The following is a 23,855-nucleotide window of genomic DNA, read 5'->3' as shown; positions in this document are numbered from 1 at the left end:
GCAACACCCTGCACCGTTGCGGCCTTCCCACTGTGCCCCGGGGGGACCGAGGTCACACGTGCTGGGCTAAGTGTGCCGTGATCCAAGGGTGCCACGTCAACGATCACTTCGACACAACGGTCTGATCACCACCCGTTGATGTACGGGTGGTGACCATTCGGGCACGCGCTGTTGACTTAGTGCCCCTAGTCCAGGTAGTCCCGGAGGACCTGCGAGCGGGACGGGTGTCGCAATTTCGACATCGTCTTCGACTCGATCTGACGAATCCGCTCACGGGTGACCCCGTACACCTGGCCGATCTCGTCCAGCGTGCGCGGCTGGCCGTCGGTCAGGCCGAAGCGCAGCCGTACGACACCCGCCTCGCGCTCGGAGAGCGTCTGCAGGACCTGCTGGAGCTGGTCCTGGAGCAGCGAGAAGGAGACCGCGTCGACCGCGACGACCGCCTCGGAGTCCTCGATGAAGTCGCCGAGCTGGCTGTCGCCCTCGTCGCCGATCGTCTGGTCCAGCGAGATGGGCTCACGGGCGTACTGCTGGATCTCCAGCACCTTTTCCGGCGTGATGTCCATTTCCTTGGCCAGCTCCTCCGGGGTGGGCTCGCGGCCCAGGTCCTGGAGCAGCTCGCGCTGGATGCGGCCGAGCTTGTTGATGACCTCGACCATGTGCACCGGGATGCGGATGGTGCGGGCCTGGTCGGCCATGGCGCGGGTGATGGCCTGGCGGATCCACCAGGTGGCGTACGTGGAGAACTTGTAGCCCTTGGTGTAGTCGAACTTCTCGACCGCGCGGATCAGGCCCAGGTTGCCCTCTTGGATGAGGTCGAGGAAGGCCATGCCGCGGCCGGTGTAGCGCTTGGCCAGCGAGACCACGAGCCGCAGGTTCGCCTCGAGCAGGTGGTTCTTGGCGCGCTCGCCGTCGCGGCCGATCCAGCGCAGGTCGCGCTCCATGTTGCGCTCGAGCTTCTCCTCGCCCTCGTCGCAGGCGCGCAGGCGCTCGGCGGCGTAGAGGCCGGCCTCGATGCGCTTGGCCAGCTCGACCTCCTGCTCGGCGTTGAGCAGCGGGACCTTGCCGATCTGCTTGAGATAGGCGCGGACCGAGTCGGCCGACGCGGTGAGCTCGGCGTCGCGACGCGCCTGCTTGAGCGCCTCGGACTCCTCGTCGTCCCACTCGAAGTCGCCGTCGGTGGCCGAGCTGGCGGCGTCGGACGCGGCGGCCGCGACCATGGCGGCCGGCTCCTCGACGACGACGTCCTCGATCTCGGCGGCAAGCTCCTCGGGATCGATCTCGCCCTCGGCCGGGCCCTCACCGGGAGCGGCGGGCGCGCCGGCCTTGGCGGGAGCGGCCTTCTTGCCGGGGGCCGCCTTCTTGGCCGCAGCGGCCTTCTTGGCGGGCGCGGCACCGGCCGGGTCGGCCGCACCGGCGGCGGCCGCGGCCTGCTTCGGGGCCGGGGCCGGCGCCTTGCGGGCGGGCGCGGCCTTGGCCGTGGTGGCCTTGGAGGCGGGGGTGGCGGCGCGGGCCGCGGCGACCTTGCGGCGGGTGCTGGCCGAGCCGTCGACGACGACGGTGACGGCGGCGTCGACGAGACCGCGAAGAATCTTCTTGGCCTGAGCCGGATTCACCCCGGCGGACTCGAGCGTTCGCGCGACCTCGGCCGACGTGATTTGCCCGCCCGCGCCCTGGGCATGAGCGATCAGGGCCTCGGTGAGAGAACGAACGTCGGCACCGTTCTGGTGGGCTTCTGTCACGAAAGACCTTCCGGAGGCGATGAGGTTGAGCTACGGCCATGAGCCCAGCACAGCGCACGGCGAGGAGGCTGGCCGGTGTTGGTGTGGGGACCCCCGGGACGCGGCACCTCGATGGTCTTGGTGTCCGCGAAGCGGTGGGCAGGGGTGAATTGTAGCGCCGTCCTGCGAGATCCTCCCGTTGCAGCACGCCGCCAGGGGCCGCCGACCTCGCCGGAGACACCCGGCGCGAGAATGGTATCGGCGGAAAGGGCGAAAACGTGAGCGAGTTTCGGTCGGCATCGACACCGGGCGTTCTGCTGGAGATCGCGGTGGGACTGGCCCGGGACGCGGCCGCCACGGCGCGGCGGCTCCGGGCCGAGGCGATCTTCGAGGTGGAGACCAAGAGCACGGCCACGGACGTGGTGACGGCGGCCGACAAGGCGGTGGAACGCCAGGTCATCGACGCTTTGCGTGAGCTGCGGCCGGGTGACGGGGTGCTCGGTGAGGAGTACGGCGACGCGGCCGGCGAGGGTGCCGTCCGGTGGATCCTCGACCCGATCGACGGCACCGTGAACTACCTCTACGGGCTGCCGCAGTACGCGGTCTCGCTCGCGGCCGAGGCCGGCGGCGAGATTGTTGCCGGAATCGTGATCAACGCGGCCACCGGGGACGAGTGGACGGCCACCCGCGGGGGCGGCGCCTTCCGCGGTGATCGACGCCTGAAAGTTACGGGACCGGCCGAGCTGAGCCAGTCGCTGGTCGGCACCGGCTTCGGCTACGACGCCCGGCGCCGGGCTCATCAGGGTCAGGTGCTGGCCGGATTGATCACCCGGGTGCGTGACATCCGCCGGTTCGGCGCGGCGGCCCTCGACCTGTGCGCGGTCGCCGAGGGCACGCTCGACGCGTACTACGAGAAGGGCCTCAACCCGTGGGACCACGCCGCGGGCGGCCTGATCGCCCGCGAGGCGGGCGCGATCGTGGCCGGCCTGCGCGGCGCGCCGGCCGGGCTCGACATGGTCGTGGCCGCCCCACCAGCGATCTTCAACGATCTGCACGACCTGCTGGTGGGTCTGGACGCGGCCGGAGGAGCCTAGGAGTCCTCGGACTTCTTGAGGCAGCCGCCCGGCGGCACCGTCGGCTCGCCCACCTCGACCAGTGACTGGTTGACCTCGGTGGTGGTGGCGAGCTGGCGGAACTCGTTGCCGATCACGATGTCGATCACGGCGCCCTTGCGCTTGGCGTTGTACGACATCTTCGACTGGGCCAGGAAGTAGGCCCGGAGCAGCTGCGCCTTGCCGACCGTGTCCGGCCCGAACCTGATCTCGGCCACGCCCTTGAACTTGGTCTTGCTCTCGGCCGGCTTCTGGACCGTGAACCGCCTGTTCTTGAACTCGCTGGTCACGCTGTCGGCCAGGCCCGAGGTGTTCGTGCCGTTGAAGACCTTGACGGTGACCTCGGCCGGGTCGTCGGGCAGCCGGGTGTCGACCATCGGCGCCCCCTCGGGGCAGCCGCCCCCGCTCGTGGCTCCCCCCTGGGAGTCCTTGACGAGCGCCACGATGACGAAGACGACCGCGGCCACGGCGAGCACGCCGACGACGACGAGCGCTCGTACGCGCGCAAAACTCATGGGGCTGGCTCCAGGGATCCGGGGTGTGACGCCCGCCGGGGTAGGAGCGGGACCTGTCGGAAGGTTAGCGTCTGCCCGCCAGCCGCGCGGAAACAGGGAATACCTCCGGCGCGCCGACGATGATCGAGACGCTTTGACCCCTACCTTGATGTCGCCTCGGTCACATCGGGAACAATGGCGTGCCCATGCGCGTACAACTTTGCCGCAGTAGCGGTAGGGTTCCGCGCTCGCCGGGGGAGATTCGAGTGTTGGGGGCAGTGTCAGAAATCGTCCGGCGGAACCGGGAACCGAAACAACGTCCTTGACGTTACTAACGCCAAGTGACACATCGATACAGGAGAGTGAAAACCGATGGCCACCGACTACGACGCCCCGCGTCGCGATGAGGTCGACCTCGGCGAGGACAGCCTCGAGGAGCTGAAGTCCCGCCGCGCCGACTCGCAGTCGGGCGCAGTGGACGTCGACGAGGTCGAGGTGGCGGAGAGCTTCGAGCTTCCCGGCGCCGACCTTGCCGACGAGGAGCTCACCGTCAAGGTGCTGCCGATGCAGACCGACGAGTTCCGCTGTGCCCGCTGCTTCCTCGTGCACCACCGCAGCCAGCTGGCGACGGAGCGCAACGGGGAACTGATCTGCCGCGAGTGTGCCTGACCAGGCACGCGCGCGCAGCGCGTCACACCCGGCCGCGCGGAAGCGGTCGGGATTGAGGCCGTTGCCCGGTTTGACGGGGGGTCGACACCGGGCATCACGATGACATCAGCAGCCTCGGCCGATGACGGGAGGACGACGATGAGCTCCGAGCAGTCCGTACCGGACGTGGCGAAGGACGTGGCGAACGATCCCGTGGAGACGCCGGCGCAGACGGCCGCCGATGTCGAGTTGAGCAAGACTGTCGCCGCACTGACCGCCGACGATCTGGAGCCCGAGGGGCGGAGGCAACTCCTCGGCAGGCTCGTCGGCGACGTGCGGCGGCGCGGACTGGGCCAGGTGTTCCGGCCCAAGGCCGCGATCCGCTGGATGGCGGACGTGGTGGCCGACGTCGCCCCGCACGTTCCCGTGCGCGACCAGGCGACCCTGCGGCGGCATTTTCCGGGGCTGAGCGACGACGATCTGGCCGATCGCCTGATTCGCAACGCCCAGCGCACCACGGCCAGCGTGGGCGCGGCCGGCGGTGGCGTGGCCGCCGTGGAGTGGGTCGCCGCGCCGACCCTGCTCTCGGCGCCGGTGCTGCTGGCGGCCGAGACGGTCGCCGTGGTGGCGATCGAGATGAAGCTGATCGGCGAGCTCCACGAGATCTACGGGCAGCCGGTGCCCGGCACGTTCGGGCAGAAGGCCGTGTCACTCGTGCAGGCGTGGACCGATCAGCGCGGCGTGAACCCGCTCGTGCCCGGCGTCGGCGTGGCCACCGTGCTCGGCACGGCCGCCCGTCGTGACCTGCAGCAGAGCCTGCTCAAGCGCTTCGGCCGGCACCTGACCATGTTCGGCCCGTTCCTCACCGGAGCGGCCGTGGCGGGATATCTGAACCGTCGCGCGACCAAGAACCTGGGCGAGCACGTACAGAAGGATCTTCAGAAGAGGAGCCGGAAGGTGATCGACGCCGCTTAGGCGGCGTCGCGGGCCGCCAGCAGCGCGGTGGCCAGCTCCACGGGACGCCGGGTGCTGATCACCCAGTACGGCGTCGGGTCGTCCGGGTCGTCGAGCAGCACCTGAACGGCCGGGCCGATCCACGGCCGCTGGATCACGAAGGCGAGCGGGTGGGCGCCGACGCCCAGCGCCTCGCGCTTGCCCTCCATGTCGAGCGCGACCACGTCGGCGATGAACCGCACCGGCAGCCGCGCGTCGTCGACCCGCAGCTCGCCGCCGGTCACCTCGACCTTGATCCGCCCGATCCAGGCCAGGACGGCGATGGTGGCCGGGGTCAGCACCGCGAACGGCACCCAGATCGGCAGGGTGGGGAATCCGATGGTCAGCTCCACGCCGAGGATCACCACGACCAGCAGGCCGATGGGCCACATCCACCACCGGAGCGAGAGTCGCTCTCGGTGACTGGCGGGTGCGGTGGTGCGCGCGGGAGACTCCGGTGTCACCCTGGAAGGGTACGGCGCGCCTCCGCGACCGGGCACGGCAGGATGGCAGGGTGGGTCCCGCTTGCCCGCCGCCGCACGAGTGAGGAACCTCTGCCTTGACCGATGTAGTCATCCGGATCCGCCGGATCGACCCCGATCTGCCGCTGCCGGCCTACGCGCATCCCGGCGACGCCGGGGCCGACCTGGTCGCCGCCGAGGACGCCGAGCTCGCACCGGGAGCGCGGCGGGCGATCCGCACGGGCATCGCGGTGGCCATCCCGGACGGCTACGTGGGCCTGGTCCACCCCCGCTCGGGCCTGGCCGCGCGCCTCGGTGTCACGGTCCTGAACGCGCCCGGTACGGTCGACGCCGGCTACCGCGGTGAAGTTCTGGTGATCCTGGTCAACCACGACCGGCACACGCCGGTCAAGATCTCTCGCGGCGACCGCATCGCCCAGCTGGTCGTCCAGCGGGTCGAGCGAGCCGCGTTCCACGAGGTCGACGAGCTCGACGACACCGCGCGCGGTGCCGGCGGGCACGGCTCGACCGGTGGGCACTCAGGTTTGAAGACGGAAGGTGGCAGTGATGTTCTCCCGTAAGCGCGGCGGCCCCAAGCACGTGCGTGCGACCGACGCGCCGCCCTCGGAGGCGCTCGCGCAGAGCCTCGCCGCGGACGACGAGCCGACGGCGCCCGAGCGTGGCCCCTGGGACCAGAAGTTCGCCCCCGAGGGGGTGCAGCGGCTCGACCTGGGCAGCCTGCTGATCCCGGCCGTGGACGGCGTCGAGGTGCGGGTGCAGGCCAACCCGGACGGCGCGGTCGAGCAGATCGTGCTGGTCGACGGCGAGAGCGCGCTCCAGCTGGGCGTGTTCGCCGCTCCCCGCAGCGACGGCATCTGGGACGAGGTCCGCGAGGAGATCGCCCAGGCCATGAAGTCCGACGGCGTCTCCCCGCGTGAGATCACCGGCCCGTACGGCACCGAGCTGGCGGCCCGGGTCAACACCCCGGAGGGCCCGGCCGACGTCCGGTTCGTCGGCGTGGACGGCCCGCGCTGGATGGTCCGGGCGCTCTACCAGGGCGCGGCCGCGGCCGACCCGTCCCGCGAGGGCCGGCTCGGCGAGGTGCTGACCGGCCTGGTGGTCATCCGCGACGCCGAGGCCCGTCCGGTGCGCGAGGCGCTGCCGCTGCGCCTGCCCAAGGAGATGACCGAGCAGGCGGCCGCCGAGGCGGAGCAGGCTCAGGCGAACGGTCACCAGCCGCAGTAGGGCTCGTGACCGGGATCACCAAGGGCGTACGGTGTAACTCATGAGTAGTACGGACGAGCGCACGGGCCTGCGCAAGTTCTTCGACCGGCTGACGGCCACCGATTCGGAGCTCGACGCGCGTGACCTCCAGCGCGAGGTGGCCAAGTGCGGCGCCATGCCGGCCGGCCAGTGCACCCGAGGGCAGGTCGTCTCGGTGAACGGCCGGTTGCGCACGGTGGCGTACACTCCCCGCACCAACCTGCCTACGCTCGAAGCCGACCTCTGGGACGGCAGTGACGTGGTTACGCTGGTGTTCCTGGGCCGGCGCTCCATCGCGGGCATCGAGCCCGGCCGTCAGCTCACCGCGCGCGGGCGCATCGCCATCCGCGACGACCGCAAGGTGATCTACAACCCGTACTACGAGCTGGAGGCGCCCCGGTGAGTGGCAGCGAGCCGCGTCACGCCGCGAACGAAACCGTGGAGGAGCGGCTCGCCGAGGAGGTCGTCGAGGAACTCGACCTCCATCCGGTGAAGGAGCCGGAGGACGAGCCGCTGCCCTCCATGAGCGAGCAGATCGCCGAGCAGCTCGGCGGTGTGCGCGGTCTGATCGAGTCGAGCCTGCCAGTCTTCGCCTTCGTGATCCTCAACGTGGTCCTCGGCGACGCCGTCGTGGGTCTCGAGAAGCGGACGGCGCTCTACTGGGCCATCGCCGGCGCCGTTCTCGCGGCGGTGGGCATCGGGGCGTACCGGCTGATCCGGAAAGAGCCCGTGCGCCATGCGGTGAACGGACTCTTCGGCATCGCGATCGGCGCCTTCCTGGCCTATCGCACCGGCAAGGCCGAGAACTTCTACCTACCCGGCATCCTGTTGACGTTCGGACAGGCCGCGGTCCTACTGCTCTCGGTGGTCGTGCGCAAGCCGTTAATCGGCTACGCCTGGGGCATCATGGCCAACAAAGGTCAGCAAAACTGGTTCGACAATTCACGACTTTTCCGGACATTTCAGTGGCTGACCCTCGTGTGGGTCGTGTCGCTCTGCATCCGAGCCGGCATCCAGTACTACTTGTGGGCCCAGGGCGAAGCGAATGCGCTGGGAATTGTCCGGATTCTCATCAGCTGGCCGATTTATGCGGCGACGTTCGCCTTCTCGGCCTGGGCCATCCACCGAGTCACGTCACGCACTACTCAGCCGAGCTAGCCGCGCCCAGCACGACCGCGCGGATCTGGTCCTCCACCTCGGTGGTGCAGACGAAGATCAGCTCGTCGCCCGCCTCGAGCGGGTCGTCGCCGGTCGGCACCATCACCCGCTTGCCGCGCAGGATCGCCACCAGGGCCGAGTCGCGGGGCAGCGGCACCGAGCGGACCGGCTGACCCTCGTACGGCGCGTTGCGGGGCAGGGTGATCTCGACCAGGTTGGCCTCGCCCTGGCGGAAGGTCATCAGCCGTACGAGATCGCCGACCGTGACCGCCTCCTCGACCAGAGCGGCCATCAGGCGCGGCTTGCTGACCGCGACGTCCACGCCCCACTGCTCGTTGAAGAGCCACTCGTTCTCGGCCCGGTTGACCCGGGCCACCACCCGCGGCACCGCGAACTCGGTCTTGGCCAGCAGCGAGACGACCAGGTTGGCCTTGTCGTCGCCGGTCGCCGCCACCACCACGTCGCAGGAGGCCACGTCGGCCTCCTCGAGGCTGCTGAGCTCGCACGCGTCGGCCAGCACCCAGTCGGCCTCGGGCACCCGCTCCGGGCGCAGCTGCCGGGGCTGCCGCTCGATCAGCATGACCCGGTGGCCGTTGCCGATCAGCTCCTGGGCGATCGACCGGCCGACGTTGCCGGCCCCCGCGATGGCGATCCGCATGGTCAGTGCCCTTCCTTGTCGGCTCCGGAGGCGATGTCGAGCACCGTGGCCACGGTCTCGTCGGTGACGAGCATGAAGACCTGGTCGCCGTCCTGGATCACGGTGGAGGCGGTGCCCAGCGTGCCCATGCCGAAGCGCATCAGATAGGCCACCCGGGCCCCGGTGCGCTCCTCCAGCGAGCGCAGCGTGCGGCCCACCCAGTCGCGGTGCAGGGGCGCCTCGACGATCGAGACGACGCTGGTCGGGTCGCGGAACACCTCGACCGTGCCCTCGGGCACCAGGTGGCGCATCATCCGGTCGGCGGCCCAGCGGATGGTCGCCACCGTCGGGATGCCGAGCCGCTCGTACACCTGCGCCCGCCGGGCGTCGTAGATGCGGGCGACCACGCGGGTCACGCCGAACGTCTCGCGGGCCAGCCGGGCCGAGATGATGTTGGAGTTGTCGCCGCTGGAGACCGCGGCGAACGCGTCGGCCCGCTCGATGCCGGCCTCGCGCATCACGTCGCGGTCGAAGCCGATGCCGGTCACCGTGACGCCGCCGAAATCGGCGCCGAGCCGGCGGAACGCGTCGGAGTTCTGGTCGATCACCGCCACCGAATGGCCGCGGGCTTCGAGGTTCTGGGCGAGCGTCGACCCGAGTCGCCCACATCCCATGATGACCACGTGCATCCGATGAGGGTCGCATGCGCCGCCCGGAGGCGGCGGGCGGGGCGGGGTACGTACTCTTGGCACTCGTGGCGAGTACGACCTCTCTAGCGAAACGGCTGCTCCTGGGCCGGCCGTTCCGATCCGACAAGTTGCAGCACACGCTGCTCCCCAAGCGGATCGCGCTGCCCGTGTTCGCCAGCGACGCGCTGTCGAGCGTGGCCTACGCGCCCGACGAAATCCTGCTGACCTTGTCGATCGCCGGGGCCGGCGCCTTCTACATCTCCCCGTGGATCACGCTCGCCGTCGCGGTCGTGATGGTCACCGTGGTCGCCAGCTACCGGCAGAACGTCTACGCCTATCCGTCCGGCGGCGGCGACTACGAGGTGGCCACGGTCAACCTCGGCCCCCGGGCCGGCCTGGGCGTGGGCAGCGCCCTGCTGGTCGACTACATCCTCACCGTGGCCGTGTCGACCGCCTCCGGCGTGAGCAACCTCGGCTCGGTGGTGCCGTTCGTGGCCGAGCACAAGGTCGCCTGCGCGATCGGCGCCATCGCCATCCTGACCGCGCTCAACCTGCGTGGCCTCCGCGAGTCGGGCACCGCTTTCGCCGTACCCACCTATCTCTTCATCATCGTGATCGTCGGGATGATCCTCACGGGGCTGTTCCGGGTCTTCGTGCTCGGCCAGGACCTGCAGGCGCCCAGCGCCGGCCTGACCATCGCGGCCGAGGAGGACCACCTCACCAGCTTCGGCTTCGCCTATCTGCTGTTGCGGACGTTCTCATCGGGGTGTGCGGCCCTGACCGGTGTCGAGGCGATCTCGAACGGCGTGCCCGCCTTCAAGCCGCCGAAGAGCAAGAACGCGGCCACCACCCTGATGCTGCTGGGCGGCATCGCGATCGTCATGCTCGTCGGCATCGTGCTGCTGGCCCGGGCCACCAACCTCCAGTACGTGGAGGACCCGGCCCTCCAGATCATCGCGGCCCCCGACGGCTACGTGCAGAAGACGGTCACCACGCAGCTCGCTGAGACGGTCTTCGGCAACGGCTTCCTGCTCTACGTGGTCGGCGCGGTCACCGCCCTGATCCTCTTCCTGGCCGCGAACACCGCCTTCAACGGTTTCCCGGTGCTCGGCTCGATCCTGGCCCAGGACCGCTATCTGCCGCGGCAGTTCCACACCCGCGGCGACCGGCTCGCCTTCTCCAACGGCATCGTCTTCCTCGCCATTGCCGCGATGGTGCTGGTGGCGGCGTTCCAGGCCGAGGTCACCCGGCTCATCCAGCTCTACATCGTGGGCGTCTTCGTGTCGTTCACGCTGTCGCAGGGCGGCATGATCAGGCACTGGAACCGCCTGCTGCGCACCCAGCGCGACCCCGAGAAACGCCGGCGGATGATCCGCTCGCGGGCCATCAACGCGTTCGGCATGTGCCTCACCGGCGCCGTCCTGATCATCGTGCTGGTGACGAAGTTCCTGCTCGGCGCGTGGATCGCGATCGCCGCCATGATCGTCATCTACGGGCTGATGCTGGCCATCCGCAAGCACTACACCCGGGTCTCCCGCGAGCTCGAGCCGACCGACGAGCGGCCGGTGCTGCCGTCCCGCAACCACGCGGTGGTGCTGGTCAGCAAGGTGCACATGCCGACATTGCGGGCGGTGGCCTACGCGCAGGCGACCCGGCCCGACTCGCTCACCGCGGTCACGGTCAACGTCGACGACAAGGACACCCGGCACATCCAGGACGAGTGGGAGCGCCGCCAGATCCCGGTGCCGCTCACGGTGGTCGACTCGCCGTACCGCGAAATCACCCGCCCCATCATCGATTTCGTCAAGGGCATCCGGCGCGGCTCGCCGCGCGACGTGGTCACCGTCTTCGTCCCCGAATATGTGGTCGGCCGCTGGTGGGAGAACCTGTTGCACAACCAGAGCGCCCTGCGCATCAAGGGCCGCCTGCTCTTCGAGCCGGGAGTGATGGTCACCAGCGTGCCGTGGCAGCTCCAGTCGAGCCAGGACCGCGACCTCGAACGGATGGACCGCGGCCTGGTCCGCGCTCCGGCCCGGGGTCCCCGCAACCGGGGCGAGTCCCCGGCGGAGGCGAACGATGAGCAGTGATCCCGTCCAGGAGCTTTTCCAGGGCGACCGGGTGGAGCTCACGGTGGGCGCTCCCGCGCACGGCGGCCACTGCGTCGCCCGTCTCGGCGGCCCGCACGGCCGCGTCGTCTTCGTCCGCCACGCCCTGCCCGGCGAGCAGGTCACGGCGGAGATTACGGAGCTGCACAAGGGCTTCCTGCGGGCCGACGCCGTCGAGATCCACGTGGCCTCGCCCGACCGGGTCACACCGCCGTGCCCCTTCGCCCACCCCGGTGGTTGCGGTGGCTGCGATCTCCAGCATGCTTCGGGCGACGCCCAGCTCGGCTGGAAGACGGCCGTAGTGCGCGAACAGCTTCGGCGGTTGGCGGGCATCGATCATCCGGTACGCGTCGAGGCGCTCCCCACCGCAAGCGGAGACCCCCGCTTCGCCGAGGAATCTGCCGCGGCGTCCGAGCGCGCCGGTCACGCTCTGTCGCTGCTCGGGTGGCGAAGTCGGGTGCGCTACGCCGTCGACGCTCTCGGCCGGCCTGGGTTGCTGAAGCATCGGTCGCACGAGGTCGTGCCGATCGACCGCTGCCGGATCGCCCACCCCGCCATCCAGGAGCTGGACCTGCTCCAGCTCGACTGGCCGGACGCCGACGCCCTGCAGGCGGTGGCCACCACCGGCGGCGACGTGGCCATCCTGGCCCGGCGGGGCAGCGCGCCCACCGACGACCCGACCGAGGCGCCGGCCGGCTTCCGGAGCCTGCGCGGCCCGGCCGAGGTCACCGAGGTCGCCGCCGGTCGCACCTGGTCGCTCCCGCCCGAGGGTTTCTGGCAGGTCCATCCGCTGGCCGCCGAAACGCTGGTCGGCACGGTCCTGGAGATGCTGGAACCAGCCGAGGGCGAGGTGTCGTGGGACCTCTACGGCGGGGCCGGCCTGTTCGCGGCCGCGCTCGCCACCCGCACGAAGGCGCGCACCACGGTCGTCGAAGCCTCACCGGCCGGCGTCGCCGCGGCCCGCGCCAACCTGGCCGACCTGACCGGCGCCGAGGTCGTGGAGGCCCGCGTGGACCACGCCCTCAGCCGCCGCCGGGTGACCGGCCCGGTCGACCTGGTCGTGCTCGACCCGCCGCGGGCCGGCGCCGGCGCCAAGGTGGTGAAGGCGGTCGCCGCCGCCCGCCCCCGGGCCGTGGCCTACGTGGCCTGCGATCCGGCCTCGCTGGCCCGCGACATCGCGACGTTCCGCTCGCTCGGCTGGGAGCTGGCCGCGCTGAGGGCGTTCGACTGCTTCCCGATGACCCAGCACGTGGAGTGCGTAGCGCTGCTGACGCCCTGAAGTTACCGTGTGGTAACCATCCCGCCCGGTGACTTCCGAGGAGCTTCCCATGAGCACGTTCACCAGCCGTGAGATCCGGCTCGCCGCCCGCCCGCAGGGCTGGCCGGGCGACGACACGTTCGAGGTCGCGGAGGTGACGGTGGGCGCCCCCGCGGACGGCCAGGTGGTGGTGCGCAACCTCTTCATGTCGGTCGACCCGTACATGAGGGGCCGGATGAACGACGTGAAGTCGTACACCCCGCCGTTCCAGATCGGCGCCCCCTTGGACGGCTCGGCCGTTGGTGAGGTCGTGGCCTCGGCCGCGCCGGCGGTGCCGGTGGGCGCCACGGTGCTGCACGGTCTGGGCTGGCGCGAGTATGCGGCGCTGGAGGCCTCGAAGGTGCGCGTGGTCGACCCGGCGGCGGCTCCCACGCTGTCGGCTTACCTGGGCGTGCTGGGCATGACGGGCTTGACGGCGTATGTGGGTCTCCTGGACATCGCCCAGTTCAAGGAGGGCGACACGGTCTTCGTCTCGGGCGCGGCGGGCGCGGTGGGAAGCATCGCCGGCCAGATCGCCAAGCTGCGGGGCGCCAAGCGGGTCATCGGCAGCGCCGGCTCCGCCACGAAGGTCGCCCACTTGACCGAGGACCTGGGCTTCGACGCGGCCTTCAACTATCGGGACGCCCCGGTCCGCAAGCAGCTGCGCGAGGCGGCCCCCGACGGCATCGACGTGTACTTCGACAACGTGGGCGGCGACCACTTGGAAGCCGCGATCGGTTCCCTGAACAAGTACGGCCGGGTCGCGCTGTGCGGGGCGATCGCCCACTACAACGACACGGAGCCGCCCGCAGCCCCGCGAAACTTGGCGTTGGCGATCGGCAAGGAACTCAACTTGCGCGGTTACATCGTCACCAATCACGGTGCGCGGATGCCGGCTTTCGCCGCCGACATGGCAACGTGGCTCCGCGAGGGCAAACTCACGTGGCAGGAGACAATCGTCGAGGGCGGAATTGCGGCGGCGCCGGGCGCTTTCCTGGGCTTGTTGCGAGGCGCGAACACCGGCAAAATGGTAGTCCGCCTATAGCGGCCGGTTCTCCGCCTTCGCGCATTCCGCCGAAGGGGAGCCCGCGAGAGGCCGCCGCGCCCGATCAGGGGCTGGCGGCCGGTCCTGCGGCTGGCGGCCGGTCCTGCGGCTGGCGGCCGGTCCTGCGGCTGGCGGCCGGTCCTGCGGCTGGCGGCCGGTCCCGGGGCTGGTCATGCAGCCGCGTCTGGTCCCGAGGCTGGGCTGGTCCTATCGCCGAGTTTGGTCCCGAGGCTGGGGCTGGTCCTACCGCCGCGTCTGGTCCCGAAGCTGGGGCTGGTCCTACGGCCGGGGCTGGTCATGCGGCTGCTGCCTGGCCTCGGTGGCGCGGCGTTGTGCTTCGCGCTTCAGGCGCAGCAGTGTGAAGCCGTGGCGCTGAGCGGGACCCCACTTGCGGCGGCGCTCATGTTCGCGCCGAAAGGCATCCTTATCAGGCGACCAGTTGCGCGAAGGAGTGCGGTCGCGCATGGTGTTGATCTGCTCGCGGGAGAATAGTCCAAGCTGGTGGAATCGCATGACCAATTATCCCGTCGGCCGCTTGGAAAAGCCACCTGTCGATCATTCCAAATTCGATGGATTATTTGATGGCGCCACGACAATAATTGTCATTTATCAAGGGGGTCGGCTTAATCTGAGTCGGCGCTCGGCGCTCGGCGCTCGGCGCTCGGCGCTCGGCGCTCGGCGCTCGGCGCTCGGCGCTCGGCGCTCGGCGCTCGGCGCTCGGCGCTCGGCGCTCGGCGCTCGGCCAGTGGGGGAGGGCGGTCGAGCGCGCCCGGCTTCCGCGGTGGAGCGGGCTCACTCGCCAAGCGCGAGGTGTGGTCGGGTGACCGCGCGCAGCGCCTTCGGGGAGAGGTGGTTCGTCGGGCGAGTGTGGCGATCGGCGTCACCAGGAACACCGCTTCCGTGGCGGGCCGGCTCAGCTGAACGCCCAGGGTGGGTTGCTGAGGGTGACTCCGCGCAGCGCTTCCGCGGCCAGCCGGCTCAGCTGACCGCTCAGGATGGGTTACTGAGGGTGATTCCGCGTAGTGCTTTCGTGGTGAGCCGGTTCAGCTGACCGCTCAGGGTGGGGTGGGTCGCTGAGGGTGACTCCGCGCAGCGCTTCCGGGGCGAGCCGGCTCGGCCGGCCGCTCAGGGTGGGGCGGGCGGCCGAGGGTGGCGCTTTCGTGGCGAGCCGGCCTTCTCGAGCGAGGCAAGGCGGGCTCGCCGGTCGGAGACGTCAGGCCGTGGCGCGCTCTGCTGCCAGTACGGCGTTGCGGAACAGCATTGCCACTGTGGTCGGTCCTACGCCGCCCACTCGTGGGGTGATCGCTCCTGCCACCTCCGCGCACGACTCGTCCACGTCGGGGAGCAGGCGGCGGCCCTCGTAACGGACCCCCGCCCCGATCACCGTCGCTCCGGGGCGGACATGCTCGGGCTGGATGATTCCCGGTACGCCGGCGGCGGCGATCAGGATCTCCGCCCTCTGGGTGTAGCGGGGCCAGTCCTTCACGCCCGTGTGCACCACCGTCACCGCCGCGTTCGCTGTCGGGCGCTTCTGGGCCAGCAGCATGGCCAGCGGGCGGCCCAGCGTGGCTCCCCGGCCCAGGATGACCACCTCGCGGCCCGCCACCGGGATCTCGTAGTGGGCCAGCAGCGCCTCGATGCCCGCGGGGGTGCACGGCAGCGGGCCGGGCATGCCCAGGGCCAGGCGGCCCATGTTCAGCGGGTGCATGCCGTCGACGTCCATGTCCGGGTCGAGGGTCTGCAGGGCCGCGTCGTAGTCGAGGTGGCCGGGGATCGGGTACTGGATGAGGACGCCGTGCACCGCCGGGTCGTCGTTGAAGCCGGCGATCACCGACTCCAGGTCCTTCTGGGTCGCGTCCGCTGGCAGGTGCTCGTGGGGGGACTCGAAGCCCAGGTCGGCCGCCTGGCGCTGTTTGATGCGGATGTATCCGGCGCTGGCGTCGTCGTCGCCGACCAGGATGGTGGCGAGGCTGGGGGTGACGCCCCGGGCCCGCAGACGGGTCACGCGGTCGGCGACGTCGGCCAGGACGGCCTCGGCCACTGGGGCGCCGGGCAGGAGACGGGCTGAAGGCATGGCTGGACTCCGCATGCACGGGTGCCCAGGCGGTCGACCCCCCGTGACGAGCTCCCCGATGGTTGACCCATCCTCCGTGCCGCCAGTCGCGTTCGTACGACAAGCATGCCAGAGGAAAGTTTGTGACGGTTGTGTGTAGGACACCGCATCGAAACCTCTTGGCGGATGCGCCTGTGCGCCACGCCGATAGACTTTGCCCCCATGAGCGAATCCCTCCCCGCCTCCGACGGTCTTCTGGCCAGCGTCACCTCACCCGGTGACCTCAAGCGCCTCAACCCCGAGCAGCTGACCCTGCTGGCGGCGGAGATCCGGGACTTCATGGTGGCCAAGGTGTCGCGCACCGGCGGCCACCTCGGTCCCAGCCTCGGTGTGGTCGAAACCACGCTGGCGCTGCACCGGGTGTTCGACTCGCCCCGTGATCGCGTGCTGTTCGACACCGGTCATCAGGCGTACGTCCACAAGATCGTGACGGGCCGGCAGGACGGCTTCGACATGCTGCGGCAGCGTGGGGGCCTGTCCGGTTATCCGAGCCGGGCCGAGAGCGAGCACGACCTGGTGGAGAACTCGCATGCCTCGACCGCGTTGTCGTACGCCGATGGCCTCTCCAAGGCTTTCGCTCTGCGCGGCGAGGACCGTCACGTGGTCGCCGTCGTCGGTGACGGCGCGCTGACCGGTGGCATGTGCTGGGAGGCGCTCAACAACATCGCCACCGCGAAGAACCGGCTGGTCATCGTCGTCAACGACAACGGCCGGTCCTACGCACCGACCATCGGCGGCCTGGCCGACCACCTCAGCACGCTGCGGCTCAACCCGGGCTACGAGCGGGTGCTCGACCTGGTCAAGGACGCGCTCGGCAACACTCCCGTGGTCGGCAAGCCGGTCTACGAGGTGCTGCACGCGGTCAAGCGGGGCATCAAGGACGCGGTGAGCCCGCAGCCGATGTTCGAGGACCTCGGCATCAAATACATCGGGCCGGTCGACGGCCACGACATGCTCGCCATGGAGTCGGCGCTGCGCCGGGCCAAGGGCTTCGACGCCCCGGTCATCGTGCACGCGGTCACCCGCAAGGGCTACGGATATCGCCCGGCCGAGCAGGACGAGGCCGACTGCCTGCACAGCCCGGGCGCGTTCGACCCGCAGACGGGGGCGCTGACCGCCAAGCCGTCGGTGAAGTGGACGCACGTCTTCTCCGAGGAGCTCATCAAGATCGCCGACGAGCGGCTGGACGTCGTCGGCATCACCGCCGCCATGGGTGAGCCGACCGGCATCGCCGACCTGGCCCGCAAGCACCCCGACCGGGTCTACGACGTGGGCATCGCCGAGCAGCACGCGGCCACCTCGGCCGCCGGTCTCGCCATGGGCGGCCTGCACCCGGTCGTCGCCGTGTACGCTACCTTCCTCAACCGCGCGTTCGACCAGGTGCTGCTCGACGTGGCCATGCACGAGCTGCCGGTGACCTTCGTGCTCGACCGGGCCGGCATCACCGGTCCGGACGGCCCGAGCCACTACGGCATCTGGGACATGAGCGTCTTCGGCGCCGTGCCCGGCATGCGGATCGCCGCCCCGCGTGACGCGTCCACCCTGCGCGAGGAGCTGCGTGAGGCGGTCGCGGTCGACGACGGCCCGACGATCGTGCGCTTCCCGACCGGCTCGGTGCCGGCCGACCTGCCCGCCGTGCGCCGCGCCGGCCAGGTCGACGTGCTGCGCGAGGACGAGCGCAAGGACGTGCTGCTGGTCGCGGTCGGCTCGTTCGCCGCGCTGGGCATGGACGTGGCGGCCCGGCTGGCCGAGCAGGGCTTCGGGGTCACCGTGGTCGACCCGCGCTGGGTGCGCCCGGTGCCGATCGTGCTGGCCGGCCTGGCCGCCCAGCACCGCCGCGTGGTCACGATCGAGGACGGCATCCGGGCCGGCGGTGTCGGCGACGCGGTGGCCGCCTCGCTGCGCGACGCCGACGTCGAGGTGCCGCTGCGCGACTTCGGCGTGCCGGCGGGCTGGCACCCGCACGGCACCCGGGCCGAGATCCTCACGTCGCTCGGCCTGACCGCTCAGGACATCGCGCGCGACGTCATCGGCTGGGTGTCGCGGCTCGAGGCGGACACGGAGCCCGCCCAGGCGTGATGAGAAAAGCCTGATTAAACGCTGAAAAGCCGCGGAAGGGATTCTGACCAAGGCGACACCGTTATCTGCTCGTTACTTTAGAAGAATGAGCGACACGGTGATCATCGACCTCGGTCTTGATCGGGGCGAGCCCGAGACGTACGGCTCACCGAGCCGCTCGGCGTTCCCCGGCTGGTTCCCCGCGGCTGTTCTGGCCGTGCTCGTGCTGTTCACCGCGACCGCGTCGGCCCAGCCCGCGAAGTCCCCGATCCGGGAGATCTTCAGCCTGCGGATCGGGCCGGCCGACGCGTACGCGATGACCGACGGCGGCCAGCTCCTCGCACAGACCTTCGGGCTTCTGAGCTCGTACGACCTGGCGACCGGCCGGACGCTCTGGGAGGCCGGCCAGTCCACGCCCGCCTATCGCCTGCGCCTGGGTGGCGGGCTGGTGCTGATGCGGCCCTGGAACGCCGGCACGAGCGACCCGGGAACGACAGCCGTCTCGGTCGGCGACGGGGTCTCGCGGTGGACCCGGGCCGGTCAGGTGGTCACCGTGGCCGGCTCGCCCACGCTGCTCGCCGTCACCCCGCGGCGCAGCCAGTCCGGGGCCGGCCGGCGTGTCGAGGGACCCATCCAGGCGGTCGACCCGATGACCGGGCAGACCCGGTGGACCGTCGCCGTGCCGGCCAGCGCCGTGCTGACCGGCCTGCCCGGTCCCGGCGACTCGGGCACCCGGATGCTGCTGGTCCACGACGATCGGACGATGGAGGTCCGCGACCTGGTCACCGGCGAGCAGCTGGTGCGCCGCGAGGTGCCGCCGGCCGACTACGACCCGGCCAACCCGGCCGTGGTCGGCGGCCTGATCCTGCTGCGGCACCCCGGCAACCCCGGCATGGAGATCTCCGCGTACGACCCGGACACGCTGCGCAACGTGTGGGCCATGCCGGCCGACGGGTCGTACGACATCCAGGAATGCGGTGTCCTGGCCTGCCTGAGCGGGCCGGAGGGCATGCGGGCGATCGACCCGCGGACCGGTGACGTGCGCTGGCGGCAGCCGGGGTGGCGCGGTCTGCAGAGGTTCGGGACGATGTACGTCGCGTACGGCTCACCGGAGCACACCACCGCCCTCGGCCTGATCGACCCGGACACCGGACGGCTCGAGGCCGACCTCACCGGCTGGCGCCCGGTCATGGGCAGCGGCCTCCAGGGCCACCTGCTGGTGACGAGGTCGCTGGAGCCGGGAAGCCGTACGATGGTCGCCGTCGCCCGGCCGGGCGAGCGCCGCCCGCGGCTGCTGACCGACCTGCCCACGGGCACCGGCGACTGCCAGTCGGCGCCGAGCCGGCTGGTCTGCCGCACGATGTACGGCCAGCTCGTCGTCTGGGCGTACGGCCTGAAGGGTTGAGCCTTGGCGCTGATCGAGCTGGACCTGACCGCCCAGCCCGAGCCCGCGCCCAGCTCGCCGCCGCCCGCCCACCTTTACCGGATTCCCGGCCTGATCCTCGCGGTTGTTCTCGTGCTCGCCGGAGGCAGCGCGGCCCCGGCCATGCCCACCCTCTGGCGCTACCTGGGCTCGGTGCCGGCCGGGATCGGACCGGGGTCGCTGTTCCGGCTGGCCGGCGATCGTGCCTACACCGTCGGGGAGGACGGCGGCGCGCGCGAGGTGACCGCGTGGAGCCTGACCGAGCCGCCCCGGAAGGCCTGGAGCACCCGCTACGAGCTGCCCGGGGCCGACCCGGAGAAGATCGGGTACGGCGGCTCCTCCGTCCGGATGGCCGGCGACGTGGTGCTCGTCTCCGACGGGCCGATGACCACGGTGCTCGACCGGCACAGCGGACAGGCCCGCTGGTCGGCGCCGACGCCGGTCACGCAGATGGCCGGCGGCCGCGTCGGGCTGATCGAGGAGCCGCGCTTCCGGGCCGGCACCGTCTACGACCAGGAGGCGGGCGAGCCGGGCCAGCTCTTCTTCACGGCCGACGGCGAGCCGCACGTCGAGCCGCCCACGAACACCGAGATCCGCGGCGTCGACCTCTACACGGGAGCGACGGTCTGGACGCTCAGCGTGCCCGGCTCGGTCATCGTCGACGCCTCCTCGGGCGACACGCCGACAGTGCTGCTGCTCTCCTCGGCCGGCCTGAAGCGCATCGACGGGATGACCGGCCAGGTGGTCCGCACGGCCGCCCCCGACCGGGTCGACGGGCGCCTGCCGGCGAGCGGCGAGTCGATCGGCGGGCTGATGATGGTCTATTACTACAACGCCAACGGCTACATCACGCACGAGGCGGCCTACTCGACCGGCACGCTGGCCCGCCTCTGGGGCCGCGATGTCCCGGAGGTCCTGGTCCAGCAGTCCTTCTGCCTCGGGGTCGTCTGCTCGATCAGCGAGGCCGGGCTCGAGGCGCTCGACCCGGCCACCGGCCGTCCGGCGTGGCGGGCGGAGAAGGACCACGACCTCGTGCGGCGGGGCGGCTACGTGATGCAGCTGAAGAGCAACACCTCGGTTCCGGTACGCCTCGTCGACCCGGCCACCGGCGCCCCGCGCGTCGATCTGTCCGGCTGGCGGGCGGTGGTCGACGGACCGGCCGGCGAGGCGATAGTGCTCCGGCGCGGCCTCGAACGGGGCGCGAGCGCGTTCGGCGTGGTCGACCCCGAACGGGACGCCGTGCAGCCGCTCGGGGTGACCGGCGCCCCGATCAGCGACTGCGTGACCGGGGTGGGTCACGTGGCCTGCCGCACGGACGAGAGTCTGCGCATCTGGGCATACCGCGGCTGACCGCCGGAGGCGCACACTGGGGGAGGCCGGGGAGGGCGGCATGACCAACGTCGTGATCGACCTCGGTGACGCGCCGCGAGAGGCCCCACCGCCGGTGGCCGATCCACCGGTGCCGCTCCGGATGCTGCTCGGCCTCCTGTCGCTCGCGCTGCTCGGCCTGCTGGCCGCGGCCGGGCCCGTGCCACACCCGGCGGCGCCGATCGTCATCCCGGCCGACCTGGGCGACTCCGTGTTCGTCTTCGACGACCAGATGTTCGTGGTCGGCGGGTCGACCGTGGTCGGCAACGGCGTCCGGGTGCGCACGATCGACACGTACCACCTGCCCGGGGTCAGCCCGGTCGACGGCACCGTCGTCACCGTCTCGGGCGCGATCGACCAGGTGATGCGGGTCGGCGACACCCTGGTGACGTCGTACCAGCTCGACGCGAGCGGCCGCTGGGCCGTCGTGGCGGTCGCCGCCGGCACCGACGACACGCTGTGGCGGCGGCCGGCCCGGCTCGTCGGGGCCGCGGAGGGCCAGGTGCTGCTCGCGGCCGAGGACGCCTCGATCGCGGTCGACGCCGACACGGGCATGGTCCGCTGGTCGGTGGTGCGCCCGCCGAGCGGGGTGATCACCGAGGCCGGCACCGGCGGCGGCTATCCACGCTGGCTGGTCGTCCAGTCGGCGAACGGACGACTGGAGACCCGTGACGCGTACACCGGAAAGCTCGTCGCCGGTCGAACCCTGCCCCTGAAGACGGGGTACGTCTGGCCGGTCGGCGACATCATCACCGTCGACACCCGTGATGGGTTCAGCGCCTATCACCTGCCCGACCTGACGTTCCGCTGGCGGACCGCGGCCGACCTGTCGCAGAGCTGGATGCAGGCCGACTGCGGCGCGCTGATCTGCACGTTCCGCCAGCAGACGGGCATGGTGGCGCTCGACCGGCAGACCGGCCGGGCGCTGTGGTCCTCGGAGCTCTGGGCGTACGCCGAACCGGCCGGCCCCTACCTGGCGGCGACCCGGCTCGACCGGCGCCTCGACGAGCCCGCGGTGTGGCTGCTCGACCCGGCCACCGGCCGGACCGTCGGCGACTTCGGCCGCTGGGAGAGCCTCGGCCGCGCGGGCGACGGCCTGATCTACGGGAAGATCGACGTCCGGGGCGCGTACGTCCTCTACTACGGGCTGCTCGACCCGTCCGAGCAGGCGATACGGGTCACCGGGGCGGCCGCGGGGGTCTCCGGCAACTGCCGGGCCGCCGGGAACGTGCTGATCTGCCGCCTGGTCGACGCCTCGATCGGGGTCTGGCCCCTTCGGTAGCCTTTCACTTACGGCCTCTTCACACCCGGTCGACGAGGCTGTACCCGGTTGTCGACGGAGGTCTGCGGTGCGTGTGCTGGTGGTTGAGGACGAGCGGAACCTCTGTGACGCGATCGCCCGGGGGCTGCGCCGCAAGGGCATGGCGGTCGACGTGGCGTACGACGGCCTCCAAGGTCATGAAATGGCCTACGTGACCAGGTACGACGTCGTGATCCTCGACCGCGACCTGCCCGGCATGCACGGCGACGAGATCTGCGCGGCGCTGGTCGAGTCGGGCGCACTGACCCGGGTGCTGATGCTGACCGCGAGCGGCACGGTGGCCGACCGGGTCGAGGGCCTGCAGCTCGGCGCCGACGACTACCTGCCCAAGCCGTTCGCCTTCGACGAGCTGGTGGCCCGGGTGCAGGCGCTGGGCCGGCGGGCCACCCCGGCCGCGCCGCCGGTGCTGACGGTGGGCAACCTCGTGCTCGATCAGACCCGCCGGGTCGTCACCCGCGGCGGTGCACCGATCGACCTGACCAACAAGGAGTTCGGCGTCCTGGAAGAGCTGCTCAAGGCCCGAGGGGGCGTGGTGTCGAGCGAGGAGCTGCTCGAACGGGTCTGGGACGCCAACACCGACCCCTTCACCACGACGGTACGGGTGACTGTGATGACCCTGCGTAAGAAGGTCGGCGACCCGCCGCTGATCGAGACCGTGGTCGGCGCCGGCTACCGGGTGCCGGAACCGGTCGTCCTCTCATGACGGTCTACTCCGGCAGCGCCCACCGCAGCCTGCGGCTGAGCCTTCGCCCCACCCTGCGCCTCCGGCTGACCCTGCTCAACGGCATCCTGCTGGTCGGCGCGGGCGCCATCCTGGTCCTGCTGGCATGGCTGCTGGTGAGCGACGTGATGAGCTCGGGCGAGGGCCTGCGCCCGGGCACGACGGTGGTCCTGGAGAACGGGGAGACCCGCGACGCGGTCGAGTGGCAGAGCACGCTGGTCTCCCAGGCATCACAGGAAGTGCTGGTGAAGGGCCTGGTCGCCCTCCTGGCGATCGGCATCATCGGCACGGCGGGGGCGTACGCGGTGGCGGGCCGGGCGCTGCGCCCGCTGCACGCGGTCACACAGACGGCCCGGCGTCTCGGCGAGGAGACGCTGGACCAGCGCATCCGCTACTCGGGGGCGGACGACGAGGTGGCCGAACTGGCCCGCACGTTCGACGCGATGCTCGACCGGCTGGCAGGGGCGTTCGAGTCGCAGAAACGCTTCGTGGCAAACGCGTCGCACGAGCTCCGAACGCCGCTGGCGGTGATGAGGACCGAGATCGACGTGACGTTGAGCGACGACGAGGCGGATGTCGCGGAGTACAGGCGCATGGCAAAGGTGGTCCGCAACGCGTCGGAGAGAGCGAACGGCCTGGTCGACGCGCTGCTGGTGCTGGCCCGCTCGGAGGCCCAGTCGGGCCGGCGCCTGGTCCGCAAGGTCCCGGCCGACCTGGCGATGAGCGTGACAAACGCGCTGTCGGCGGTGAGAGCGGAGGCGGAGCGCCTGAAACTCCAGGTGACAACAGACCTCCAGCCGGCGTCGGTGGTGGGCGACCCGTCACTGCTCGACCGCTTGGCGGGCAACCTGATCGAGAACGCGATCAGATACAACCACTTGCTGGGCAGCCTGTGGCTGCGAACATCGACGGTCGACGGCCAGGCGGTGCTGGTGGTGGGCAACACGGGCTACGAGGTGGAGCCGGCCGACGTGCCAGGCTTGTTCGAGCCGTTCCGCCGGGGAGGCTGGGAACGCACGGGCTCCCGAGGTTCGGGCCTGGGGTTGTCGATCGTCCGAGCGGTGTGCGACGCCCACGGGGGAACGGTGTCAGCGGTGGCCCAGGACGGCGGCGGCCTGGAGGTCACGGTAAAGCTCCCAACGGCCGACGCGACCCCGGTGGTGGCGGCCACGGCGACGGTCAAGAGGGCCAAAGGCTTGGGCGTGGCCCCGTCGCAGTAGCGCCGGGG

The 23,855-nt window shown here is 71.1% G+C and carries 23 protein-coding genes and 1 riboswitch; of the genes, 16 read left to right on the top strand and 7 right to left on the bottom strand.

What is annotated here, in order from left to right; all coding sequences use genetic code 11:
- Positions 1–185: 185 nt before the first annotated feature.
- Positions 186–1,742, bottom strand: coding sequence for an RNA polymerase sigma factor (locus ACQP2X_RS42125; RefSeq protein ID WP_498691523.1), 1,557 nt, complete (start codon positions 1,740–1,742; stop codon positions 186–188).
- A 257-nt stretch (positions 1,743–1,999) separates the two neighbouring features.
- On the opposite strand from ACQP2X_RS42125, the gene ACQP2X_RS42120 reads away from it, so the two are divergent.
- Positions 2,000–2,815, top strand: coding sequence for an inositol monophosphatase family protein (locus ACQP2X_RS42120; protein ID WP_498691521.1), 816 nt, complete (start codon positions 2,000–2,002; stop codon positions 2,813–2,815).
- On the opposite strand, the gene ACQP2X_RS42115 is transcribed toward ACQP2X_RS42120, so the two are convergent.
- A complete protein-coding gene (locus ACQP2X_RS42115) occupies positions 2,812–3,348 on the bottom strand; it encodes a LytR C-terminal domain-containing protein (RefSeq protein WP_498691518.1) in 537 nt (178 codons plus the stop codon). The genes ACQP2X_RS42120 and ACQP2X_RS42115 overlap by 4 nt on opposite strands.
- A 351-nt stretch (positions 3,349–3,699) precedes the next feature.
- On the opposite strand from ACQP2X_RS42115, the gene ACQP2X_RS42110 reads away from it, so the two are divergent.
- Entirely contained in the window at positions 3,700–3,996 is a 297-nt protein-coding gene (locus ACQP2X_RS42110; protein WP_097322121.1) for a DUF4193 domain-containing protein, read from the top strand.
- Positions 3,997–4,134: 138 nt separating this feature from the next.
- A complete protein-coding gene (locus ACQP2X_RS42105) occupies positions 4,135–4,950 on the top strand; it encodes a hypothetical protein (protein ID WP_498691517.1) in 816 nt (271 codons plus the stop codon).
- Here the strand turns inward: ACQP2X_RS42105 and ACQP2X_RS42100 are convergent.
- Complete coding sequence (locus tag ACQP2X_RS42100; protein WP_498691515.1) at positions 4,947–5,432, bottom strand: DUF3093 domain-containing protein; 486 nt, start codon at positions 5,430–5,432, stop codon at positions 4,947–4,949. The two genes, ACQP2X_RS42105 and ACQP2X_RS42100, sit on opposite strands and share 4 nt — an antisense overlap.
- A gap of 95 nt (positions 5,433–5,527) precedes the next feature.
- Here ACQP2X_RS42100 and dut point away from each other — a divergent pair, with 95 nt between their 5' ends.
- Genes dut through ACQP2X_RS42080 form a run of 4 tightly spaced genes read left to right on the top strand, consistent with a single transcriptional unit; the run spans position 5,528 to position 7,850 of the window.
- A complete protein-coding gene (dut, locus tag ACQP2X_RS42095) occupies positions 5,528–6,010 on the top strand; it encodes a dUTP diphosphatase (protein WP_498691514.1) in 483 nt (160 codons plus the stop codon).
- Positions 5,997–6,674 (top strand): DUF3710 domain-containing protein, encoded by a 678-nt coding sequence (locus tag ACQP2X_RS42090; protein ID WP_498691512.1) that lies wholly within the window; start codon positions 5,997–5,999, stop codon positions 6,672–6,674. Before dut ends, ACQP2X_RS42090 begins: the two co-directional genes overlap by 14 nt.
- A gap of 40 nt (positions 6,675–6,714) precedes the next feature.
- A complete protein-coding gene (locus ACQP2X_RS42085; RefSeq protein ID WP_498691511.1) occupies positions 6,715–7,095 on the top strand; it encodes an OB-fold nucleic acid binding domain-containing protein in 381 nt (126 codons plus the stop codon).
- Positions 7,092–7,850: a DUF3159 domain-containing protein gene (locus ACQP2X_RS42080; protein WP_498691510.1), complete on the top strand. Its 759-nt coding sequence runs from the start codon at positions 7,092–7,094 to the stop codon at positions 7,848–7,850. Before ACQP2X_RS42085 ends, ACQP2X_RS42080 begins: the two co-directional genes overlap by 4 nt.
- On the opposite strand, the gene ACQP2X_RS42075 is transcribed toward ACQP2X_RS42080, so the two are convergent.
- Positions 7,834–8,514: a potassium channel family protein gene (locus tag ACQP2X_RS42075; protein ID WP_498661896.1), complete on the bottom strand. Its 681-nt coding sequence runs from the start codon at positions 8,512–8,514 to the stop codon at positions 7,834–7,836. The genes ACQP2X_RS42080 and ACQP2X_RS42075 overlap by 17 nt on opposite strands.
- Positions 8,511–9,176 (bottom strand): potassium channel family protein, encoded by a 666-nt coding sequence (locus ACQP2X_RS42070; RefSeq protein WP_498691508.1) that lies wholly within the window; start codon positions 9,174–9,176, stop codon positions 8,511–8,513. Before ACQP2X_RS42070 ends, ACQP2X_RS42075 begins: the two co-directional genes overlap by 4 nt.
- A 14-nt stretch (positions 9,177–9,190) precedes the next feature.
- On the opposite strand from ACQP2X_RS42070, the gene ACQP2X_RS42065 reads away from it, so the two are divergent.
- From ACQP2X_RS42065 to ACQP2X_RS42055, 3 genes are read left to right on the top strand one after another with little or no spacing between them, the layout of a single operon-like run.
- Complete coding sequence (locus tag ACQP2X_RS42065; RefSeq protein WP_498691504.1) at positions 9,191–11,263, top strand: APC family permease; 2,073 nt, start codon at positions 9,191–9,193, stop codon at positions 11,261–11,263.
- Complete coding sequence (locus ACQP2X_RS42060; RefSeq protein ID WP_498691502.1) at positions 11,253–12,560, top strand: class I SAM-dependent RNA methyltransferase; 1,308 nt, start codon at positions 11,253–11,255, stop codon at positions 12,558–12,560. The genes ACQP2X_RS42065 and ACQP2X_RS42060 overlap by 11 nt, the downstream gene beginning before the upstream one ends.
- A 49-nt stretch (positions 12,561–12,609) precedes the next feature.
- Entirely contained in the window at positions 12,610–13,623 is a 1,014-nt protein-coding gene (locus ACQP2X_RS42055; RefSeq protein WP_498691501.1) for an NADP-dependent oxidoreductase, read from the top strand.
- A 279-nt stretch (positions 13,624–13,902) separates the two neighbouring features.
- On the opposite strand, the gene ACQP2X_RS42050 is transcribed toward ACQP2X_RS42055, so the two are convergent.
- Complete coding sequence (locus ACQP2X_RS42050) at positions 13,903–14,136, bottom strand: hypothetical protein (protein WP_498691500.1); 234 nt, start codon at positions 14,134–14,136, stop codon at positions 13,903–13,905.
- Positions 14,137–14,836: 700 nt separating this feature from the next.
- Positions 14,837–15,697, bottom strand: a complete 861-nt coding sequence (locus ACQP2X_RS42045; protein ID WP_498691499.1) for a bifunctional 5,10-methylenetetrahydrofolate dehydrogenase/5,10-methenyltetrahydrofolate cyclohydrolase — start codon at positions 15,695–15,697, stop codon at positions 14,837–14,839.
- 16 nt (positions 15,698–15,713) lie between these two features.
- Positions 15,714–15,797: riboswitch (ZMP/ZTP riboswitch) on the bottom strand.
- A 101-nt stretch (positions 15,798–15,898) separates the two neighbouring features.
- Between ACQP2X_RS42045 and dxs the strand changes: the two genes are divergently transcribed.
- The 6 genes from dxs (at position 15,899) to ACQP2X_RS42015 (ending at position 23,847) form a co-directional block, all read left to right on the top strand.
- Positions 15,899–17,815 carry a 1-deoxy-D-xylulose-5-phosphate synthase gene (gene dxs, locus ACQP2X_RS42040; protein WP_498691497.1) on the top strand — a complete coding sequence of 639 codons (1,917 nt, stop codon included), beginning with the start codon at positions 15,899–15,901 and terminating at the stop codon, positions 17,813–17,815.
- Between the two features lie 85 nt (positions 17,816–17,900).
- Complete coding sequence (locus ACQP2X_RS42035) at positions 17,901–19,199, top strand: outer membrane protein assembly factor BamB family protein (RefSeq protein ID WP_498691496.1); 1,299 nt, start codon at positions 17,901–17,903, stop codon at positions 19,197–19,199.
- Between the two features lie 3 nt (positions 19,200–19,202).
- A complete protein-coding gene (locus ACQP2X_RS42030) occupies positions 19,203–20,567 on the top strand; it encodes a hypothetical protein (protein ID WP_498691494.1) in 1,365 nt (454 codons plus the stop codon).
- Positions 20,568–20,607: 40 nt separating this feature from the next.
- Entirely contained in the window at positions 20,608–21,867 is a 1,260-nt protein-coding gene (locus ACQP2X_RS42025) for an outer membrane protein assembly factor BamB family protein (protein WP_498691493.1), read from the top strand.
- Between the two features lie 67 nt (positions 21,868–21,934).
- Positions 21,935–22,609, top strand: a complete 675-nt coding sequence (locus tag ACQP2X_RS42020) for a response regulator transcription factor (protein ID WP_498691490.1) — start codon at positions 21,935–21,937, stop codon at positions 22,607–22,609.
- Positions 22,606–23,847: a sensor histidine kinase gene (locus tag ACQP2X_RS42015; RefSeq protein WP_498691488.1), complete on the top strand. Its 1,242-nt coding sequence runs from the start codon at positions 22,606–22,608 to the stop codon at positions 23,845–23,847. Before ACQP2X_RS42020 ends, ACQP2X_RS42015 begins: the two co-directional genes overlap by 4 nt.
- Positions 23,848–23,855: the final 8 nt, after the last annotated feature.

The sequence above is a fragment of the Actinoplanes sp. CA-131856 genome (assembly GCF_050956135.1).
GTDB lineage: Bacteria > Actinomycetota > Actinomycetes > Mycobacteriales > Micromonosporaceae > Actinoplanes.
The sequence above is the reverse complement of the archived record's forward strand: the minus strand, read 5'-3'. Positions and strand labels throughout refer to the sequence as shown.

Coding starts and splice junctions, on each gene's coding strand:
- ACQP2X_RS42115 (WP_498691518.1), bottom strand. CDS start 3,348: ATGAGTTTTGCGCGCGTACGAGCGCTCGTCGTCGTCGGCGTGCTCGCC.
- ACQP2X_RS42110 (WP_097322121.1), top strand. CDS start 3,700: ATGGCCACCGACTACGACGCCCCGCGTCGCGATGAGGTCGACCTCGGC.
- ACQP2X_RS42105 (WP_498691517.1), top strand. CDS start 4,135: ATGAGCTCCGAGCAGTCCGTACCGGACGTGGCGAAGGACGTGGCGAAC.
- ACQP2X_RS42090 (WP_498691512.1), top strand. CDS start 5,997: ATGTTCTCCCGTAAGCGCGGCGGCCCCAAGCACGTGCGTGCGACCGAC.
- ACQP2X_RS42085 (WP_498691511.1), top strand. CDS start 6,715: ATGAGTAGTACGGACGAGCGCACGGGCCTGCGCAAGTTCTTCGACCGG.
- ACQP2X_RS42070 (WP_498691508.1), bottom strand. CDS start 9,176: ATGCACGTGGTCATCATGGGATGTGGGCGACTCGGGTCGACGCTCGCC.
- ACQP2X_RS42065 (WP_498691504.1), top strand. CDS start 9,191: ATGCGCCGCCCGGAGGCGGCGGGCGGGGCGGGGTACGTACTCTTGGCA.
- ACQP2X_RS42060 (WP_498691502.1), top strand. CDS start 11,253: ATGAGCAGTGATCCCGTCCAGGAGCTTTTCCAGGGCGACCGGGTGGAG.
- ACQP2X_RS42055 (WP_498691501.1), top strand. CDS start 12,610: ATGAGCACGTTCACCAGCCGTGAGATCCGGCTCGCCGCCCGCCCGCAG.
- ACQP2X_RS42050 (WP_498691500.1), bottom strand. CDS start 14,136: ATGCGATTCCACCAGCTTGGACTATTCTCCCGCGAGCAGATCAACACC.
- ACQP2X_RS42045 (WP_498691499.1), bottom strand. CDS start 15,697: ATGCCTTCAGCCCGTCTCCTGCCCGGCGCCCCAGTGGCCGAGGCCGTC.
- dxs (WP_498691497.1), top strand. CDS start 15,899: ATGAGCGAATCCCTCCCCGCCTCCGACGGTCTTCTGGCCAGCGTCACC.
- ACQP2X_RS42035 (WP_498691496.1), top strand. CDS start 17,901: ATGAGCGACACGGTGATCATCGACCTCGGTCTTGATCGGGGCGAGCCC.
- ACQP2X_RS42025 (WP_498691493.1), top strand. CDS start 20,608: ATGACCAACGTCGTGATCGACCTCGGTGACGCGCCGCGAGAGGCCCCA.
- ACQP2X_RS42015 (WP_498691488.1), top strand. CDS start 22,606: ATGACGGTCTACTCCGGCAGCGCCCACCGCAGCCTGCGGCTGAGCCTT.